The organism is Novosphingobium resinovorum, assembly GCF_036352595.1.
GTDB lineage: Bacteria > Pseudomonadota > Alphaproteobacteria > Sphingomonadales > Sphingomonadaceae > Novosphingobium > Novosphingobium resinovorum_B.
Map to the genome: position 1 here is coordinate 71,103 of NZ_JAZFAX010000018.1, position 18,963 is coordinate 90,065.

Sequence of the window (18,963 nt, forward strand, 5' to 3'; positions counted from 1 at the left end):
TCCCCGTGCCGGGGAGGAATGGCGATCCCATCCTCATGCCTCCCACGCCGCGATGGCCGCCGGCACCGCCTCGCCTGGCGGCAACGCGAATCCCTGTATCGCCAGGCACGATTCCAGCGCCGCGAGGGTAAGCAGGACTTTGTGCTTCATCGCGTTGTAACCCATCGCGCCGATACGCCAGATCTTGCCTTGAAGCGGCCCGAAAGCGGTGCCGATCTCGATCTCGAACAGCTCGCGCATCGCGCCCCGCACGGCTTCGCCGTCCACGCCCTCGGGGATGTACACGCCGGTCACGTTGGTCATGCGATGGCGGTCGTCGCCGAACACCGTCAGCCCCATCGCGCGCAGGCCCGCCGTCATCGCCCGGCCCGCCGAGGCATGGCGGGCATAGCGCGCCTCAAGCCCCTCGCCCAGCACGATGCGCGCGCATTCTCGGGCGGCATAGAGCATCGAGGTCGCCTCGGTGTGGTGGTTCAGGCGCTTCTCGGACCAGTAATCCATTATCATGGCGAGGTCGAAGTAGTTGGAGCCGATGCGCGGCCCGGCGCCGTCCACCGTCCCGGCGCTGCGGATGCCCTGCTCGACATGGCGGCGCTTGCCGATGTGCTCGGCCGCGCGGTCCGAGATCGTGATCGGGGCCGATCCCGAGGGGCCGCCGAGGCACTTCTGCAGGCCGCCGGTGACCACATCGACATCCCAGCGATCCGCCGCCAGTTCCATGCCGCCGATCGTCGCGGTGGCATCGACGTAGGACAGCGCGCCCGCCCGGCGGCACAGTTCTCCGAAGCCTTCCAGCGGCTGCGCCATCGTCGTCGAGGTGTCGCCGTGGATGGTCGCCACGATCTTGGGGTGACAGCGGGCGATGGCCTCGGCGATGCGCTCCATCGGCACGACTTCGCCCCAGGGCGCCTCGACCGTCTCGATGATCGCGCCGATGCGCTGGAGGATTTCCGTCAGCAGCAGGCCGAAACGGCCGAAGTTGACCACCAGCACCACGTCGCCCGGCGCGACGAGGCTGACCAGCGCCGCCTCGATCCCGGCGCGGGCGGTGCCGTCGACCAGCATCGTCCACTTGTTCTGCGTCCCGAAGATCGGGCGGTAGAGCGCCATGACCTGATTCATGAACCCGGTCATCTCGGGATCGAACTGGCCGAGCAGGTCGGCGCTCATCGCCCGCAGCACGCGCGGGTGGGCGTTGATCGGCCCCGGTCCCATCAGCAGGCGCTGCGGCGGATCGATCTCTCCGAAAAGCTGCGGATCAAGTGCGGGCGACAAAGTTCTCTCCAAGACGATCGATGAAGCCGAGCATCACCTGCAGCGCGATCTCCGCGTCCGCAGGCTCGACATGCTCGGCCGGATTGTGGCTGATGCCTTCGCGGCACCGGATGAACAGCATGGCGGTGGGGCACAACGCGGCCATGTTCATGGCATCGTGCCCCGCGCCCGAGACGAGGCGGCGCACCGGCTGTCCGGCGGCTGCAAGCGCGGCATCCATCATGTCCATCAGCGCGGGATCGCTGGGGCTGGCGGCCAAGTCGTGGATCAGGCTGACGGCCAGTTCTAGCGCCCGCGCCTCAGCGATTTCCTCGATCCGCGCGAGGATCGCCTCGGCTACCGCGTCGCGCCGTGCTTCCGCGCCCGAGCGGACGTCGATGGTGAAGCGCACTTCGCCGGGGATGACGTTGGGCGCGCCCGGCAGCGCCTCCAGCACGCCCACGGTGGCGACGACGTCGGAGTTGTCCGCGCGGGCGATCTGCTCCACCGCCAGCACCATCGCCGCCGCACCCGCCAGCGCATCGCGGCGCAGGCGCATCGTCGCGGTGCCCGCGTGCCCGGCCATGCCCTTGACGGTGACGCGGTAGCGCAGCTGCGCAGCGATGCCGGTGACGGTGCCGACCGCGAGGCCGTCCGCCTCCAGCACCGGCCCCTGCTCGATATGCGCCTCGAGATAAGCCAGCGTGGTATCGGGCGCGCGGGCGGCGGTGAGATAGTCGGGAGCGGTGACCAACGCCTCGGCCAGCGTCACGCCTGCCGTATCCATGATGTCGAGCGCGGCGGCATCGAGCGTCCCGGCCACCGCCCGGCTGGTCAGCATCGCGGCGGGGAAGCGCGAGCCTTCCTCGTCGCCGAAGGCATAGACCTCGATCGGGAACGGCAGACGGCGCCCTTCGGCATGGAGCGCGGCGACCGCCTCGATACCGAGCATGATGCCCAGCGGGCCGTCATAAGGCCCGCCATCGCGCACGGAATCGAGATGACTGCCGATCAACAGCGCCGGGGCATGGCCGAGGTGACCGTCATAACGGCCCACCAGATTGGCGGCGGCGTCGACATGGATGCGCATGCCTGCGGCCTCCATCCACCGGGCCAGTTGCTCCTGCGCGGCGGCATAAGCCGGAGTGAGGTAGGCGCGGAACAGGCCGCCTTCCATGTCGCTGTAGGGCGCTATCCGCAGGGCATCGCACCGTGCGACAGCGCGGGCGCCGCCCGGGATGTCGAGGGCGGTCATGCGATTGTCTCGGCATGGAGGAGAAGACAGTGCCCGGGCTTCGACAAGCTCAGCCTGAGCGGGGTGGAGGAAATGCCGACAGGTTTGACACACTCCGCCCAAATCCCGCTCAGGCTGAGCTTGTCGAAGCCCCCAAGGCGAAGCGCAAAGCTCACCATCCGGCTGCTTCGCCATCGCTGCGGGGGTCGGATGCGCCCTCGAACCAACCGTCCGCAAGGCGCACCACCGCACCCGCATGCCCCATCGTCGCAGTCAGCCCCCCGACGCGCTCGACGTCGTGGCCGGCATCGGTGAGCTGCGCATAGAGCGCTTCGTCGAAACCATCCTCCAGCTTGAGCGAGGTCGTGACGTCCCCCCAGGTCCGGCCGAGCAGCCAGCGCGGGGCGCTGATGGCGTCCTGCAGGTCCATTCCGAAACGGGCATAGCGCGTGAACAGCGCCGCCTGCGTCTGCGGCTGGCCCTCGCCGCCCATCGTGCCATATGCCATGACGCGCCCGTCCTCGAACACCGCCAGTGCCGGGTTGAGCGTATGGAACGGCTTGCGTCCGGGCTTCAGGGCATTCCAGCCGGACTCGGCAAGGCGGAACGAACTGCCCCGGTTCTGCCAGGTGATGCCGGTCTGCGGCAGCACGAGGCCCGAGCCGAACTCGAAATAGGTGGACTGGATGCACGACACCACCCGCCCCTCGGCATCGGCGGCGCCGAACCAGCAGGTATCGCCCCACTGCGGCGGCTGCGGCCATTCCAGCGCCTTGGCCGGATCGATCCGCGCGGCGAGTTCGTCCAGCGCGGCGGGGTCGGAGAGCAGCGCCTGAAAGTCGAAGTCCGTGTACGCCGGATCGCCGACATGCACGTCGCGCAGCAGGAACGCCTGCTTGGTCGCCTCGACAAGGCCATGGACGTGGTCGAAGCCTTCGGGTGCATCCGCCTTGAGCCGGTCGAACAGCGCCAGGATCAGCAGCGAGGCGAAGCCCTGCGTCGGCGGCGTCGCGTTGTAGAGCGTCGCACCGCCGATCGCGGTATGCAGCGGATCGGGCCGGGTTGCGGTATGCACGGCGAGGTCGGCGGCGGAAACCGGGCTCCCCAGCGCCTCCAGATCGGCGGCGATCAGAGCGGCCAGTTCGCCGGTGTAGAAATCCTGCAGGCCGTTCGTCGCCAGCTTGCGCAAGGTCTGCGCCAGCGCAGGCAGACGCAGCGTGTCGCCTTCGGCCAGCGGGCGGCCTTCCGGCTCGAAGGTCGCGGCGTAGGCGCCGGGCTGGCCGCGCAGTTCGTCGCCCTTCCCCGCCGCGATGCCCGCGCCGCCCTTCGTCACCGGCACGCCGTTCTCGGCATGGGCGATCGCATCGCGCAGCAGGCGCTCCAGCGGGAGGGTGCAGTAATCCGCCTCCAGCGCCGCCGCCCAGCCGGAGATCGTGCCTGCCACCGTGTTCGCCGCCAGCGGTCCGCGCGTCGGCACTGCGTCCAGCCCGGCGTAGAGCGACAGGTCCGCGCTTGCCGCAGCGCCGCCGCAGCCGTGGATGGAGTGCACGGTGCCGTCCGGCTCGCGGATCACCCAGAAGCCGTCGCCGCCGATCGCGGTCATGTGCGGGTAGACGACGGCCAGCGTCGCGGCGATGGCGACGCAGGCCTCCACCGCACTGCCGCCGTCGGCAAGCACGTCCCGGCCCGCCTGCGCCGCGAGGAAGTGCGGCGCGGTGGCGATGCCGTTGCTGGCGGTTACGGTCTGCATGGAACCTCTCAGTCCGGAAGCGCCGCCACGAAGGCGCGCACCACGTGGGCGGAGTTCACCGAGGCAAGGCGCTCGTACGTGTCCTCCATGTTCTTATGTTTGTCGCCGCCGGCAAGGTCCGACAAGGATCGGAACACGATCGTCGGCACCTGGTTGGCATAGGCGACCTGCGCCACCGCGCCGCTCTCCATGTCGAGCACGCGGGCGTGCCAGGCCTTGTAGAGATACTCTCGGAACTCGGCATTGTCGGCATAGACCCCGGCGCTGACCCCGGTGCCGCCGACGACGACCTTGGGCGGCTTGGCGAGGCACAGTTCGCTGCCGGGAAGCTGGTGCTCCGAAGGCGGGACGCAGCGTTCCATCGCGATCGTCGGCGCTACCTTGCGCGCGAGGTCGAGCAGCGCCGGGTCCATCGCGAAGGTGAAGAACCGCCTGGGCGGGGTCGCCGCGTTGGGAACCGTCACCCCGCGCGGGAAGATGAAGTTCCAGTTGCCGGGCGCTTCGGGCAGGACGGCCTCGGGCGATTTCCAGCCCTTGCGCCCGTTCTTGCGCGCGAAGTTGACTTCCAGATACTGGCCCCAGTCCTCCGCCACGATGACGTCGCCGATGGTCAGCGAGGGATCGACGCCGCCCGCGATGCCCGAAAAGACGATGCGCTTCACGGAGAAGCGGTCGATCACCAGCTGGGTGTTCATCGCCGCGTTCACCATCGACACGCCGCTCTGCATCAGCAACACCGGTTTGCCCTCCAGCGTGCCCGTGAGGTAGGTGGAGCCGTTGAGGCTGTATTCCTTCTGGTCGCTGACCGCATGGACGAGCGCGTTCCATTCGGGCTGGTACGCCGTCATCACCAGCGTGCGGGGCGTCAGGTCGAGCCTTTCGTCGGCCAGCGCAGGAGTGGACGCCAACGTGAGGGCGGCGGCGATTGCAAACGAGCGCATCAGGCCCCTCCCATCCACACGAAGCGGGCGACGAACAGCAGCGCCAGCACCAGCAGGAACGCGTCCTTCCTGGTGATCGTCCCGCGCACGATCTTGAGCGCGGCATGGGCGGTGATGCCGAAGGCGAGGCCATTGGCGATCGAGAAGGTGAGCGGGATCATCGCCACCGTCAGGAACGCGGGGATCGCCGAGAGCGGGTCTTCCCACTCCACCTCGGTCAGCGGCAGCAGCATCAGGCCGCCGACGATGATGAGCGCCGGCGCGGTCGCCGCCAGCGGGATCACCTGGGCATAGGGCGCCACGAACATCATCGCCAGGAACAGCACGCCGGTGACCACCGCGGTCAGCCCGGTGCGCCCGCCCGCCTGCACGCCCGCCGCGCTCTCGACGTAGCTGGTGACGGTGCTGGTGCCCGCCATCGAGCCGACGATGGTGGCGGCGGCATCGGTGATGAGGATGCGGTTGAGACGCGGGATGCGCCCGTTCGCATCCATCAGCCCGGCCCGCTTGGTGACGGCGACGAGAGTGCCGATGTTGTCGAACAGGTCGACGAAGAGGAACACGAACAGGATCTCCAGCAGGCCGAGGCCATGCTTGCCCGAGAGCCCGAAGACGCCGCCGAGGTCGAGCTGGAACGCGGTCCCGGTCAGCGCCGAGAGCGAGTACGGCTCGGGGCTGATCGTCACCATGCCCGCGATCCAGCCGACCACGGTGGTCGCCAGGATGCCCACCAGCATCGCCCCGCGCACGTTCCACACGCTGAGCGCGCCGATGACGACGAGGCCGAACAGCGCCAGCGCCGCGCCGGGGCTCTTGAGATCGCCCAGCGCCACGAACGTCGCCGGATTGGCGACGACGATGCCGGAATCCTTCAGGCCGATGAAGCCGATGAACAGGCCGATGCCCCCCGCCACCGCCGCGAACAGGTACTGCGGGATCGAGGTGACGATCAGTTGCCGGATACCCGTCAGCGTCAGCAGCAGGAAGGCGACGCCCGAGATGAACACGCAGCCCAGCGCCACCTGCCAGGGCACGCCCATCTGCTGCACCACGGTGAAGCTGAAATAGGCGTTGAGCCCCATGCCCGGCGCCAGCGCCAGCGGGGTATTGGCGACGAAGCCCATCAGGATCGAGGCGAAGGCCGCCGCGAAGCACGTCGCCGCCGCCACCGAGGCCACCGGCATGCCGGCGCTGCCCAGGATCGCCGGGTTGACCAGCACGATGTAGGCCATCGTCAGGAACGTCGTCATCCCCGCCAGCACCTCGGTACGCGCCGTGGTGCCCCGCGCCGTCAGCGCGAAGTAGCGGTCGAGCCTGCCGGAGGGCGGGGCGTCGATTGTCTCATCGATGGTCGCGGTCGTCATGCGTGAGCCCCCTATGCCGCGTCCTGCGGCATGCAATGTCCAGATGCCGCCCCCTGCGGCATGCCATATCCGGTGATCCCGTCGGCCTCCAGCTTCGCGGCGAACGCGAAGAGATCGGCCTCGCGCCCGGCCCTGCCGATCAGCTGCAATCCGATCGGCAGTTCGCCCGGACGGTAGAGCGGAACCGCCAGCGACGGCAATCCGGTGAAAGTGATCGGCTGGGTATGAATGCCAAGATCCGCCCGCGCCGGGGACAGCGCCCCGTCGATCAGGATGCGCGGGTCGGCGATCGCGGGCGCGAACGTCGGCGTCGCCGGGGCGAGCAGCACGTCGTAATCGGCCACCAGCGCGCGGATGCGGGCGCAGTAATCGGCGCGGAAGGCCTGCGCTTCCTGGTAAAGCGCCTCGGGCAGGAGAGCGCCGGCGATCAGGCGGTCGCGCACTTGCGGGTCGAAGGCCATCGCTTGTCCCGCCAGCGCCTCGCGGTGCAGCGCGCCGCCTTCGCAGGCGGTGATGAGGAACGCCGCCGAGCGGGCGCGGGCGATCTCGGGCAGTTCGACCAGCGGCGCATCGGGCGCGATCGCATCGATCGCGGCAAGCTGCACCGGTTCGGCGTTCTCGCGAAAGCGGCCGCCCAGGCGGGCGACGCGAAAATCGCCGCTCCCGTCTGCCCTGCCCCCGTCCACCCTGCGCCCGGCCAGCACCTGCCAGACCAGCGCCATGTCCTCCACCGAGCGGGTGAACGGGCCGATGTCGTCGAAGCTCTCGGCAAAGGGGAACACGCCGCCCAGCGGCAGGTCGCCATGCGTGGGCTTGAGGCCGTAGAGCCCGCATAGGCTGGCCGGCACGCGGATCGAGCCGTTGGTGTCCGATCCCAGCGAAAACGCGAGCAGCCCGGCGGCGACGATCGCCGCCGAGCCACCCGAGGAGCCGCCTGCAAGGCGGGAGGGATCACTGGGATTGCGCGTGGTGCCGTAAGCCGCGTTGATGGTCGCGAAGCCGTAGGCGAATTCATCCATGTTGAGGGTGGCGACGCAGATCGCGCCCGCCGCCGTGAGCCGCGCGAGCGCCTCGGCATCGGCCCCGGCGGGCGCGGCATCGGCGTAGAGCCCGGAGCCGGCGGTGGTCGGCAGCCCGCAGACGTCGAACAGATCCTTGACGCCGTAAGGCACCCCGGCCAGCGGCCCCGGATCGCGGCCCGCCGCGACCATCGCGTCGATGGCATCGGCTTCGGCGCGGGCACGGTCGTGCAGTACGCGGGTGACCGCGACGTGCGTGTCGGCGACGAGCGCGATGAGCGTGTCCTCGACCAGCGCGCGGGCGCTGAGCGTCCCGGCGCGGACGGCGGCGGCGGTTTCGAGCACGCCCCTCATGCCGGTTCCCCGCGCATGATACGGGCATGGCGGGCCAGCAGCGCCAGATTGGCGGCGACGCCGGGGGCGCATTCGGGAAGGATCGGCAGGCCGCGCGCGGCCGCGACGGCGGCGATCTCGGCATCCCCCGCGGGCACGTCCCGGCGGATCGGGGCGACCGGCGGTTCGGCAGGGGGATCGACAGGAATCTGGGCCATGGTCTCGCGCGGTCGGAGGAAGCGGATAACGATGCGCCACGCGGTCATGATGACCGCGCCCCGCACCCATTGCCTAACTGCCTTGCCAGACCTGCGCGATCAAACGCAATGATCGGAACAGATCGTTGCAAAAATCAGCGCGGGGGTCGGGGCTATGGCGCCCCCCCTGCCCCGGCGTGTCGCCTGCAGCACGATGATACCGGGTTGCCGGTACAGCGGGAATGCCGATGTACCGGAGCCGGGCCCGCCCCAGGCGGCTTGGACAAATTCCACAGCGCCTAGCCCGGCAGCATCGTCCCGGTGTCGATGAAGCGCTGGTGCCATGACAGCGCCTCGCTCGGCAACGAAGGCGCGTGGCGGCCGTAGCTGCTGTGGTACGCGCGGTCGTAGTAGTCGCGCAAAGCATCGCGGTACATCGGATGCGCGCAGTTCTCGATCACCAGCGCGGCGCGCTTGCGCGGGGTCAGGCCGCGCATGTCGGCAAGGCCCTGCTCGGTGACCAGCACCGCCACGTCCTGCATGATGTGATCGACATGCGCCGCCTGCGGCACGATCGCGGAGATGGCGCCGCCCTTCGCGGTCGAAGGCGTCATGAAGATCGAGACATAGGCATTGCGCGCGAAGTCGCCCGAGCCGCCGATGCCGTTCTGGATGCGGCTGCCCATCACGCAGGTGGAGTTGACGTTGCCGTAGATGTCCGCCTCGATCAGCCCGTTCATGGCGATGCAGCCGAGGCGCCGGATCAGTTCGGGGTGGTTGGAGATTTCCTGCGGGCGCAGGATCATCCGGCTGGCATAGCGCGCCATCTCGGCATTGATCCGCTCTGCCGCCTCTGGGGAGAGCGAGAACGCGGTGGCCGAGGCCATGCGCAGTTTCCCTGCGTCGATCAGGTCGAGCATGCCGTCCTGGATCACCTCGGTATAGGCGGTCAGGTCGTCGAACGGGCCATTGACGAGGCCGGTCAGCACGGCGTTGGCGATGTTGCCGACGCCCGACTGCAGCGGCAGCAGCGAGGCAGGCAGGCGGCCCTTCGCCACTTCATGGCTGAGGAACTCGATGATGTGATCGGCGATCTTCAGCGCGCTGGCGTCGGGCGCGGTGAAGGGCAGGTTGCGGTCAGGCGCGTCGGTCTCGACGATCGCGACGATCTTGGCCGGATCGCACTGCAGCGTCGCCTGACCGATGCGGTCGTCGGGGCGCACTAGCGGGATCGGCACGCGGTGCGGGGGCAGCGCGGTGCCGTAATAGATGTCGTGCATCCCCTCCAGCGCCGGGTTCTGCCAGGAATTGACCTCCAGGATCACCTTGTCGGCGCGGTCGAGCCAGGTCTTGTTGTTGCCCACCGAGGACGAGGGCACAAGCGAACCGTCGGGCCGGATCGCGGTCACTTCCACCACCGCGACGTCGAGGGGGCCAAGGAACCCCTGCCACGCCATCGGCGCCACCTGCGACAAGTGCATGTCGAGGTAGTCCATCTCGCCCTTGTTGATCCGCTCGCGCGCAATGGGATCGGAGTTGTAGGGCAGGCGCAGTTCGATGCCGTCGGCCCTGGCCAGCGCGCCGTCGAGTTCAGGGCCGGTCGAGGCGCCGGTCCAGACCTTCACACGCATCGGGCGGCCGGCGGCGTGCTCGCCCTCGATCCGCGCGGCCAGCGCCATCGGCACCGCCTTGGGATAGCCGGAACCGGTGAAGCCGCTCATGCCCACGGTCTGGCCATGGTGGATGAGCGCGGCGGCGTCGGCTGCGGACATGACCTTGGAACGCAGGTCGGCGCGGGCGATACGATCTGTCATGGGGTGCCTCTCAGTCTCTTGTGTGCCTTCTAGGTGCCGTTGAGGTCCATCGATCCGTGCGCAGATGAAGACAATACAGCAAATGAGCACATGACTTGTGCTAAAGGCGTTCAGATGAGCGACCTCATCCGATCCCTCCGCCTGTTCGTGCGCCTGAGCGAGGAAGGCAGTTTCTCGGCCCTGGGCCGGCGGCAGAACCTCAGCCACACCACGATATCCCGCGCGATCGGCGATCTCGAGGCCCATTTCGGCATCCGCCTCTTCCAACGCACGACTCGCCGCCAGACCCTGACCCGCGACGGCGAACGCCTGCTGGAACACGCCGTAGCGATCCTCGACCAGTTCGGCCTCGCCGAAGCGGACCTGGCGGGCACCGTGGCGGCGCGCGGACTGGTGCGGGTGGGCGTGACGACGGCGCTCGGCCTGCATTACGCGCAGCGCCTCGGAGCCCTGCGCGATCGGCATCCCGGCCTCATGGTCGAGTTCCTCGTCGCCGACTGGCGCGAGGCCGCGGCGGGCGGCGGCCTCGACCTGTGGCTACAGGTCGGCGAGGCCGATGCCCCGGACGGCGTCGCCCTCGGCCTCCTGCCACGCATCCTCGTCGCCGGGCCGGGATACGTCGCCAGGCACGGGCTACCGCGGACCGCAGGGGAACTGTCCGGACACGAATGCCTCGCCTACGGCTATGCCGCAAGGTCCGAACCCTGGCCGATCGAGGGCCAGGATCTGCGCGTCTCCGGCTTCCTGCGCGCCAACAGCAGCGAGGCGGTGCTGCGCGCGGTGCTGGGCGATCTCGGCATCGGCCTGCTTCCCCGCATCCAGGTGGCCGAGGATCTGGCGCGCGGGCTGGTGGTGCCGGTCCTGCCCGAAGCGGCGATCCCGCCCCTGCCCATCTACGTCGCCACCGGCTTTCGCGGAATGCGCATGCCCATGAGGGCGCGGGTGGTGATGGATTTCCTGGTCGAGAATTTCCCGCCCTAGCCGATCGGGCTACCGGACAGGAACCTGTCCAGCAGAACGGCCGTCTCTTCGGGCTTCTGCTGATGCAGGAATGCGCCGGCGCCCGGCACATCGACCGCGCTCGCACGGGGCAGCGATCGCAGCGCCGTGTCGCGATAGCCGCGGTATGCCCCGGCATTGGCAGTGCCGTATACCAGCAGCGTGCGGCTCGCGATGCGCGGGAGGTAACCGGCGATCCCGCATGTGAAGACCCCGCGCTCCGAAGGACGGATCCACAAGCCCGCCGCCGCGCGCGACGCGTTCATTTCAACCGCGATCTGCGGCGTGGCGCCGAACCGCGCGGCCATCTCCTCCACCGGCCGGGGCAGCGGCATGCCCCCGGTATCGTATCCCCCATCGCGCGCATCGTAGGCGGCGAGGTCGGCCGCGTTCATGCGTTCGCTCACGGCGACGCTGACGAGCGCGAGGTTCTCCACCTCGTCAGGGAACAGCGCCGCCATGATCGCGGCGACGCAGCCGCCCAGCGAATTGCCCGCGAGGGAATAGCGCTCGATCCCCAGCGCCGCGAGCATCGCGCGGACCATGGCGGCGGATTCCGGCAGGGTCTGCACATGAGGCACCGGGCCGGGAAAAACGGAGCCGCCGTGGCCGGGCGGATCGATCGCGACGACCCGGTAGCGGTTCGCCAACTGCAGGGCGACATCGCGCCAGTCGGCAATCCAGCCGCCGAGCTTGGGCATCACCACCAGCACAGGGCCTTCTCCAATCGAGGCCCAGTGCATCCGCCCGCCGGCGCGATCGACGAAGCCCTCGTGCGACCAGCCCGCGCCGCCGGCCGGTTCGCTCGCCAGCACCGGGCGCGCCGCCAGCGTGGCTCCGGCGAGGCCTGCGGTAGCAAGGAGCCGGCGACGGTCGACGCGAAAAGCGGACATGGAACTCCTCCTGACGCGGGATCGCGGCGGCGAGCATGCTCCGCCGGACACGCCCGCGCGCCAAGCCGGCCTTCGCACCTGCCCGTCAGGCGAGCGCTGCAGATTTGCTTCGACTTGCCCGGCCGACCCGCTAGGTAGGGCACCATGCGCGTTGGCGGCGCATCGTTCTCACCATCCCAGCGGGACAATGCGCAGATGCCGTTCCGGCGTTCCGACCTTGCCGACCTCAGCTATTTCCTCGCCATCGCGCGGCATCGGAATTTCCGCAAGGCGGCGACCGAACTGGGCGTCAGCGCCTCGGCGCTCAGCCATTCGCTGCGGGGGCTGGAAGAGCGGCTCAAGGTTCGGCTGGTCAACCGCACCAACCGCTCGGTCACGCTGACGGCGGCTGGCGAGGACCTGGAGGGGGCGATCCGTGATCCCTTCGCCGCCATCCACGACGCCGAGGAACTCCTGAACCTCCACCGCGACGCACCGACCGGGCGCGTACGCATCAACGTCCCTGACGAGGCGGCGACGCGGCTGCTGGCGCCGGTGATCCCGGAATTCGTCAGCCGCTATCCCGAAGTCGAGCTGGACATCTGCGTCGACAATACGCTGGTGGACGTGATCGAGGAAGGCTTCGACGCCGGCATCCGCTTCGGCGGCACCGTGCCCGAGGACATGATCGCCCAGCGTCTCTCGCCCGACTTTCGCTGGCTGGTCGCCGGGGCGCCTGCCTACTTCGAGCGTTTCGGAGAACCCGAGCATCCCCGCGACCTGATGCACCACCGCTGCATCCGCCTGCGGCTGGGAAACGGGCGCATGTACCACTGGGATTTCGAGCAGGGCCAAGAGGTCTTCGCGCTCGATGTGCCGGGGCCGGTCACGGTGGACAACAACAGCGCCTGCCTGGCGCTGGCGCTGAGCGGGATGGGCCTCATGTATGCGGCAGAACCGGGCATCGCCTCGCTCGTGGCGCAGGGGCGGCTGCGCACGACGCTGGCCGAATGGTCCTCGCCCGGGCCCGGCTACTTCATCTACTATTCGAGCCGGCGGCAGGTGCCGCGCGGCATGCGGCTGCTGGTGGACCTGGTCCGCGAGATACGGCCGCTGGGCTGAATGCCGCCCCGGATTGCTCCGGGGCGGCATTCAGCCTCAGAAGTCCTCGGTATCGATCGTCGCGTTCATCGTCGCCGCGTAGCGATGGCCGCTTACGGTCTGCTGGTTGATGAGATCGCCGGCACGCGCCAGCACCTGCGCATCGATGGTCAGCCCCATCGTCGCATGGTTCTGGTCGGAGTGCGCGATCGAGCGGGTCCCGGGGATGGCGTGGACATGCTCGCCCTGCGCCAGCACCCAGGCCAGCGAAAGCTGCGCGGGCGTGACCCCGGCGTCGGCGGCCAGCGCCTTGAACCGCTCGATCAGTGCTAGATTGGCGGGCCAGTGTTCGGCCGAGAAACGCGGCATCGACAAGCGGATGTCCTTGCCGCCGAGCTGCTCGGGCGCGGTGATGTCACCGCACAGCGCCCCGCGCCCGACCGGCGAGAAGGCGACGAGCGCGATGCCGAGTTCACGCGTGGTTTCCAGCACGCCCAGTTCGACCTGCCGCGTCCACAGCGAATACTCGGTCTGGACCGCCGCCATCGGGTGAACAGCATGGGCCTCGCGGATGTGCGCGCTCGACCATTCGGAGACGCCGTAGCTGCCGATCTTGCCCGCTTCGATCGCGCGCACCATCGCGCCCACCGAATCCGCGATCGGCACCTTGGGGTCGAAGCGGTGCATGTAGAACAGATCGACGTGATCGGTGCCCAGCCGCTTGAGGCTGGCGTCGAGCGAGGCGGTGATGCTGTCGGGATGGCAGTCGATCCCGCGACGCTCGCCATCGAGGACGATGCCGGTCTTGGTGGCGAGGAAGAATTCGCCGCGCCTCTCGATGATCGCCTCGCGCAGGATCTCCTCGCTCACGCCCATGCCGTAGATGTTGGCCGTGTCGAAGTGGTCACAGCCGGCATCGAGCGCGTGCCGGAACAAGGCCACGGCCTCTCGCCGCGACGGCGCCATGCCGTAGGCCCAGGCGACGTTCATGCAGCCGAGGCCGATGGCGGCGACTTCGCGGCCAGCGAGAATGCGATTGGTCATGTGCAGTCCTGTCAGTTCCAGTTTGGCGCGGAGGTCGGCCAAATCGGCCGGCTCGTCAAGCGCCCGGTACGCAGAATGGATTGCGATCATTGCGCGCTTATATGTGCGACTAATTCGCAATAGCAGTGGACATGGCGGTGTCGGGGCTTATCTAGCCCTGCACAGACATCATCAAGCGAAGGAGGCCTCGATCTCATGGAAACCCGCCGCGAATCCGACAGCATCGGTGAAATCGACGTACCCGCCAGTGCCTACTGGGGCGCCCAGACCCAGCGTTCGATCGAGAACTTCCCCTTCGGCGAGACCGAGCGCATGCCGATCGCCATTGTCCATGCCCTCGCGCTGGTGAAACAGGCGGCGGCGCGGGTGAACCGCAAGCACGGGCTCGACGCGAAAGTGGCCGACGCCATCGAAAGTGCCGCGCGGGAAGTCGTCTCGGGCAAGCTCGACGACCAGTTCCCGCTGGTGATCTGGCAGACCGGCTCGGGCACGCAGTCCAACATGAACGTCAACGAGGTGATCGCGGGCCGCGCCAACGAGATCCTGACCGGCACGCGCGGCGGAAAGTCGCCGGTCCATCCCAACGACCATGTGAACATGGGCCAGTCCTCGAACGACAGCTTCCCCACCGCGCTTCATGTGGCGGCGGCGCGCGCGGCGACCGACAAGCTCTATCCCGCTATCGACCAGCTTCATGCCTCGCTGGAGGCCAAGGCGAAGGCGTGGAAGGACATCGTCAAGATCGGTCGCACGCACTTGCAGGACGCGACGCCGGTGACGCTGGGGCAGGAGTTCTCGGGCTATGTCCATCAGGTCTACCGCAGCCGCAAGCGTATCGAGCCTGCGGTTTCGCATGGCATGACCGCGCTGGCGCAGGGCGGTACGGCGGTCGGCACGGGGCTCAACGCCGCGCCGGGCTTCGACGTCGATGTGGCGCAGGAACTGGCGAACCTGACGGGCCTTCCGTTCCGCCCGGCCGAGAACAAGTTCGAGGCGCTCGCCTCCAACGATCCGCTGGTGCACCTCTCGTCCACGCTGGCGACGCTGGCGGTGGCGCTCACCAAGATCGCCAACGACGTGCGCTGGCTGGGCTCGGGCCCGCGCTCCGGCCTTGGCGAACTGGACCTGCCCGCCAACGAGCCGGGCAGCTCGATCATGCCGGGCAAGGTCAACCCGACCCAGTGCGAGATGCTGACGATGGTGTCGGCACAGGTCATCGGCAACCATCAGGCGGCAACCATCGGCGGCTTGCAGGGCGCGTTCGAGCTGAACGTGTTCAAGCCGCTGATCGGCGCGGCGGTGATCCGCTCGATCGACCTGCTGTCGGTCGGCATGGTCAGCTTCGCCGAACGCTGCGTCGACGGCATCGAGCCGAACCGTGCGCGGATCGCCGAACTGCTCGACCGCTCGCTGATGCTGGTGACCGCGCTGGCGCCCGAGATCGGCTACGACAACGCTGCCAAAATCGCCAAGCACGCCCATGCCGAGGGTCAGACGCTCAAGCAGGCGGCGCTGGAACTGGGGCTGGTGGACGAGGCCACCTTCGACCGCGTGGTGCGCCCCGAAACGATGGTGTGATGCGTCGGCCGGGGAGCGCATCCCGCGCTCCCCGGCCAGTCATTGTCAGGCCAGCGCCGGTTCCGGGCGCTGCATCAGTTCCTCGGCCATGCGATCGGCGACCACCGGCGGCGGCAGGCCGTCGCGTCCGGCGGCATCGAGGATCGTGCGCGTTCTCGGCCCGATCTCCATCACCCGCCCCTTCACTTCGCCTTCGCTTTCGCCAAGGTACTCTGCCGCGACGTTGATGATGCCGCCGGCGTTGACGACATAGTCCGGCGCATAGGCGATGCCGCGCTCCACCAGCAGGTCGGCCATGTCGGGCGAGGCCAGCTGGTTGTTGGCGGCGCCGCAGACCACCCGGGCCTGCAACGCGAGGACGGTCGCCTCATCCAGCGCGCCGCCGAGCGCGCAGGGGGCAAAGACTTCGGCCTCGACGCCCGCGATCGCCTCGATGCCGACCACTTCGGCACCCAGTTCCTCGGCAAGCCGCGCGCAGCGCAGCGGATCGATGTCCGCCACCACCAGGCGTGCCCCGGCACCGTGCGCCAAGCGCGCCAGCCCGGCGCCGACATTGCCGACGCCCGAGACCGCTACCCGCAACCCGGCCAGTCCGCTACTGTAGCGGAACTCCACCGCGGCCTTCATCGCCTCGAACACGCCGAGCGCGGTCCACGGCGAGGGATCGCCGCCGGCAAGCCCCGGCAGCGCGGTACGCCCGGCGACGTGACGGGTATGGCGCGCGACGCATTCCATGTCGGAAACACCGGTGCCGACGTCCTCGGCGGTGACGTAACGGCCATCGAGCTTCTCGACCGCGCGGCCGAATGCCTCGAACAGGGCGCGCCGGTCGAACGCGCCCGGCGGACGGCGCAGCACGGCCTTGCCGCCGCCGAACGGCAGCCCGGCCATGGCGTTCTTGTAGCTCATGCCTTCGGCAAGGCGGAACGCGTCGGTCATCGCCGCGCCCGGATCGTCATAAGTCCACAGCCGGCAGCCGCCGGCGGCGGGCCCGCGCGCGGTGGAGTGAATGGCGATGACCCCGTCGAGGCCGGCTGCTTCGTCGGACAGGCGAATATATTCCATCGGCGGCATCATGCGCCGGTGCCGGGCTACCATCGTCAAGGCTCCTGAGGTGCTGTGGAGATGCTGCGCAGTGTGCCAGCGCCAGCGCGGGATTTCTGACCTCATTACGGCCCATGATCGTAAAATCGGACAAGACTCGGTCGCGATTCGTCTGCTATTAGAATGAAATGACCGACCTCGATGCATATGAGAGAAAAATTCTCCGCGAGCTGCAGCGTGACGCGAATCAGACGACCGCGCAGATCGCCGAGCGCGTCGGGCTGTCCGCCTCGCCCTGCTGGCGCCGCATCGACCGGCTCGAGCGCGAGGGCTTCATCCAGCGCCGCGTCGCCATCGTCGACCGGCACAAGGTGGGCCTCAACGCGCATGTCTTCGTGCAGGTGAAGCTGAACGCGCACGGCCGCGCCAACCTCGACGAGTTCGCCGCCAAGATCCGTGAATTTCCCGAGGTGCTGGACTGCTACGTGCTGCTCGGCTCGATCGACTTCATGATCCGGGTGGTCGCGGAGGACATCAGCGCCTATGAACGCTTCTTCTTCGAGAAGCTGTCCCAGCTTCCCGGCGTTCAGGAAATCACCTCGACGGTCGCGCTGTCGGAGATCAAGGCGACGACCGCGTTGCCCATCTAAGGGGGGCTTCGACAAGCTCAGCCTGAGCGGAATTGAGAGCAGGTCTCCAAATCCCGCTCAGGCTGAGCTTGTCGAAGCCCCCTCGGTACAAGCTGCCAGCGGTTCTGGATGATGAAAGGTATCGTATGTCGCACCCTCTCACGATCGAACCCACCCCCGAGGCCCCGCAACTGACGGACAGGATGCGCTTCAAGGCCATCGTCGCGGGCTCCGCGGGCAATCTGATCGAGTGGTACGACTTCTACGTCTACGCCTTCACCGCGCTCTATTTCTCCTCCGAGTTCTTCCCCAAGAGCGACGCGCTGGTGCAGGTCATGGCGACCAGCGGCATCTTCGCGGTGGGCTTCCTGATGCGGCCGATAGGCGGGTGGTTCTTCGGGCGTTATGCCGACCGGCACGGGCGGCAGAAGGCGATGGTCGTCTCGGTGCTGATGATGGGTGCGGGGGCACTGCTGATCGCGTCGCTTCCGACATACGCGACGATCGGCGTCGCGGCTCCGGCACTGCTGCTGGTGGGACGCATGCTGCAGGGCTTCTCGACCGGCGGGCAGTACGGCACGGCAGCGACGTACCTTTCCGAGATCGCCGGGCCGAAGCGGCGGGGGTTCTGGTCCTCGTTCCAGTACGTCACCCTGATCGGCGGGCAGCTGACCGCGACGCTGGTGATCCTGGTGCTGCAACAGCTTTTGGGCGATGCCGGGATGAAGGCGTGGGGCTGGCGGATCGGCTTCCTGATCGGCGCGGTCGCCGCCGGGTGCATTGTCATCCTGCGCGACCACATGCACGAAACCGCCGACGCGAAGGACCGTGAAGGCGCCGAGGCTGGAAGCCTTGCGGAACTGTTCCGCCACTCGACCCGCGCTTTCCTGATCGTCGCGGCGCTGACGGCGGGCGGCAGCCTGATGTTCTATTCCTTCACCACCTATATGCAGAAGTTCCTCGTCCTGACCGTCGGCATGGCCAAGGAGACGGCGACGCTGATGATGACGGCGGTGCTGATCGTGTTCATGATCCAGCAGCCGCTGATGGGCCTGCTCTCCGACCGGATCGGGCGGCGCAACAACATCGTCGCCTTCGCCGCGCTGGGCGTGGTGTTCACGGTGCCGCTGTTCAGCGCGCTGGCGGTGACGAAGAGCCCGGTCACCGCGTTCCTGCTGATCGCGGCGGGGCTGACGATCTGCAGTTTCTACACTTCCGTCAGCGGGCTGTTCAAGGCGGAGCTGTTCCCCGTCCATGTCCGCGCGCTGGGCGTGGGCCTTGCCTATGGTGTGGCCAACGCGCTGTTCGGCGGCACAGCGGAGAACGTGGCCTTCGCCTTCAAGCAGATCGGCATGGAGCAGGGCTTCTACTGGTACGTCACTGCCTTCTGCGTGGTGTCGCTCGTAGCGGCGCTGATGCTGCCGGATACCCGGCGCGAAAATCCGCTGGACCGCGTAGCCACGGCCTAGAGCCTGCATCGTCGTTGCGAGTGAAGCGAAGCAATCCAGGGCAGTCTTGCGCCGCTCTGGATTGCTTCGCTGCGCTCGCAATGACGAGAAGAGGTGTAATCCAATATCGACATGCGGGGCGGTACTATATTCTGCCGTGTATAGTTATGCTGTGCACAGTGATGAACATTACTCAACATCGCATGCAATCGTGACGCCGTAGCGCAGGGCAACTTATCCGGGCAGAGTGGGTTGATGGTCACATAGGGCGCGCCTTGGGCAAGGAAGGCGTGAACCGGCTGCGGTTTTGCCGTGGTCGCCCCTTGAAAGAAAGCATCACCC

The 18,963-nt window shown here is 68.3% G+C and carries 16 protein-coding genes; 5 read left to right on the forward strand and 11 right to left on the reverse strand.

Features of this window, described 5'->3' with window-relative positions; all coding sequences use genetic code 11:
* Nucleotides 1-33 precede the first annotated feature (33 nt).
* The 8 genes from V2S85_RS16835 to V2S85_RS16870 all read right to left on the reverse strand — a co-directional run bounded on the left by V2S85_RS16835 (nt 34) and on the right by V2S85_RS16870 (nt 9,906).
* Entirely contained in the window at nt 34-1,215 is a 1,182-nt protein-coding gene (locus V2S85_RS16835) for a pyridoxal-phosphate-dependent aminotransferase family protein (RefSeq protein WP_419198210.1), read from the reverse strand.
* 43 nt (nt 1,216-1,258) lie between these two features.
* Nucleotides 1,259-2,509: an allantoate amidohydrolase gene (locus V2S85_RS16840; RefSeq protein WP_330703999.1), complete on the reverse strand. Its 1,251-nt coding sequence runs from the start codon at nt 2,507-2,509 to the stop codon at nt 1,259-1,261.
* A gap of 151 nt (nt 2,510-2,660) precedes the next feature.
* Complete coding sequence (locus tag V2S85_RS16845; protein WP_330704000.1) at nt 2,661-4,238, reverse strand: gamma-glutamyltransferase family protein; 1,578 nt, start codon at nt 4,236-4,238, stop codon at nt 2,661-2,663.
* A gap of 8 nt (nt 4,239-4,246) precedes the next feature.
* The gene (locus tag V2S85_RS16850; protein WP_330704001.1) at nt 4,247-5,179 is read right to left on the reverse strand and encodes a 5'-methylthioadenosine/S-adenosylhomocysteine nucleosidase; all 933 of its coding nucleotides are present in this window, start codon (nt 5,177-5,179) and stop codon (nt 4,247-4,249) included.
* Complete coding sequence (locus V2S85_RS16855; RefSeq protein WP_330704002.1) at nt 5,179-6,543, reverse strand: NCS2 family permease; 1,365 nt, start codon at nt 6,541-6,543, stop codon at nt 5,179-5,181. Before V2S85_RS16855 ends, V2S85_RS16850 begins: the two co-directional genes overlap by 1 nt.
* Before the next feature lie 11 nt (nt 6,544-6,554).
* Nucleotides 6,555-7,916 carry an AtzE family amidohydrolase gene (locus V2S85_RS16860; RefSeq protein ID WP_330704003.1) on the reverse strand — a complete coding sequence of 454 codons (1,362 nt, stop codon included), beginning with the start codon at nt 7,914-7,916 and terminating at the stop codon, nt 6,555-6,557.
* Nucleotides 7,913-8,161, reverse strand: a complete 249-nt coding sequence (locus V2S85_RS16865) for an AtzG-like protein (RefSeq protein WP_330704004.1) — start codon at nt 8,159-8,161, stop codon at nt 7,913-7,915. Before V2S85_RS16865 ends, V2S85_RS16860 begins: the two co-directional genes overlap by 4 nt.
* Before the next feature lie 230 nt (nt 8,162-8,391).
* Nucleotides 8,392-9,906, reverse strand: a complete 1,515-nt coding sequence (locus tag V2S85_RS16870) for an acetyl-CoA hydrolase/transferase family protein (protein ID WP_330704005.1) — start codon at nt 9,904-9,906, stop codon at nt 8,392-8,394.
* A gap of 114 nt (nt 9,907-10,020) precedes the next feature.
* On the opposite strand from V2S85_RS16870, the gene V2S85_RS16875 reads away from it, so the two are divergent.
* On the forward strand, nt 10,021-10,887 hold the full coding sequence (locus V2S85_RS16875; RefSeq protein ID WP_330704006.1) for a LysR family transcriptional regulator: 867 nt from the start codon (nt 10,021-10,023) through the stop codon (nt 10,885-10,887).
* Here V2S85_RS16875 and V2S85_RS16880 read toward each other — a convergent pair.
* A complete protein-coding gene (locus V2S85_RS16880; RefSeq protein ID WP_330704007.1) occupies nt 10,884-11,798 on the reverse strand; it encodes an alpha/beta hydrolase in 915 nt (304 codons plus the stop codon). The two genes, V2S85_RS16875 and V2S85_RS16880, sit on opposite strands and share 4 nt — an antisense overlap.
* Before the next feature lie 195 nt (nt 11,799-11,993).
* On the opposite strand from V2S85_RS16880, the gene V2S85_RS16885 reads away from it, so the two are divergent.
* Nucleotides 11,994-12,899 (forward strand): LysR family transcriptional regulator, encoded by a 906-nt coding sequence (locus V2S85_RS16885; RefSeq protein ID WP_330704008.1) that lies wholly within the window; start codon nt 11,994-11,996, stop codon nt 12,897-12,899.
* Between the two features lie 36 nt (nt 12,900-12,935).
* Here V2S85_RS16885 and V2S85_RS16890 read toward each other — a convergent pair whose 3' ends face one another.
* Nucleotides 12,936-13,922 (reverse strand): aldo/keto reductase, encoded by a 987-nt coding sequence (locus V2S85_RS16890; protein WP_330704009.1) that lies wholly within the window; start codon nt 13,920-13,922, stop codon nt 12,936-12,938.
* A 195-nt stretch (nt 13,923-14,117) separates the two neighbouring features.
* Between V2S85_RS16890 and fumC the strand changes: the two genes are divergently transcribed.
* Complete coding sequence (gene fumC, locus V2S85_RS16895; protein WP_330704010.1) at nt 14,118-15,500, forward strand: class II fumarate hydratase; 1,383 nt, start codon at nt 14,118-14,120, stop codon at nt 15,498-15,500.
* 45 nt (nt 15,501-15,545) lie between these two features.
* Here the strand turns inward: fumC and V2S85_RS16900 are convergent, their stop codons facing one another.
* Entirely contained in the window at nt 15,546-16,598 is a 1,053-nt protein-coding gene (locus tag V2S85_RS16900; RefSeq protein ID WP_330704011.1) for a Leu/Phe/Val dehydrogenase, read from the reverse strand.
* A gap of 134 nt (nt 16,599-16,732) precedes the next feature.
* Between V2S85_RS16900 and V2S85_RS16905 the strand changes: the two genes are divergently transcribed.
* Nucleotides 16,733-17,194 carry an Lrp/AsnC family transcriptional regulator gene (locus V2S85_RS16905; RefSeq protein ID WP_330704012.1) on the forward strand — a complete coding sequence of 154 codons (462 nt, stop codon included), beginning with the start codon at nt 16,733-16,735 and terminating at the stop codon, nt 17,192-17,194.
* Nucleotides 17,195-17,319: 125 nt separating this feature from the next.
* A complete protein-coding gene (locus V2S85_RS16910) occupies nt 17,320-18,642 on the forward strand; it encodes an MFS transporter (RefSeq protein WP_330704013.1) in 1,323 nt (440 codons plus the stop codon).
* Nucleotides 18,643-18,963 lie beyond the last annotated feature (321 nt).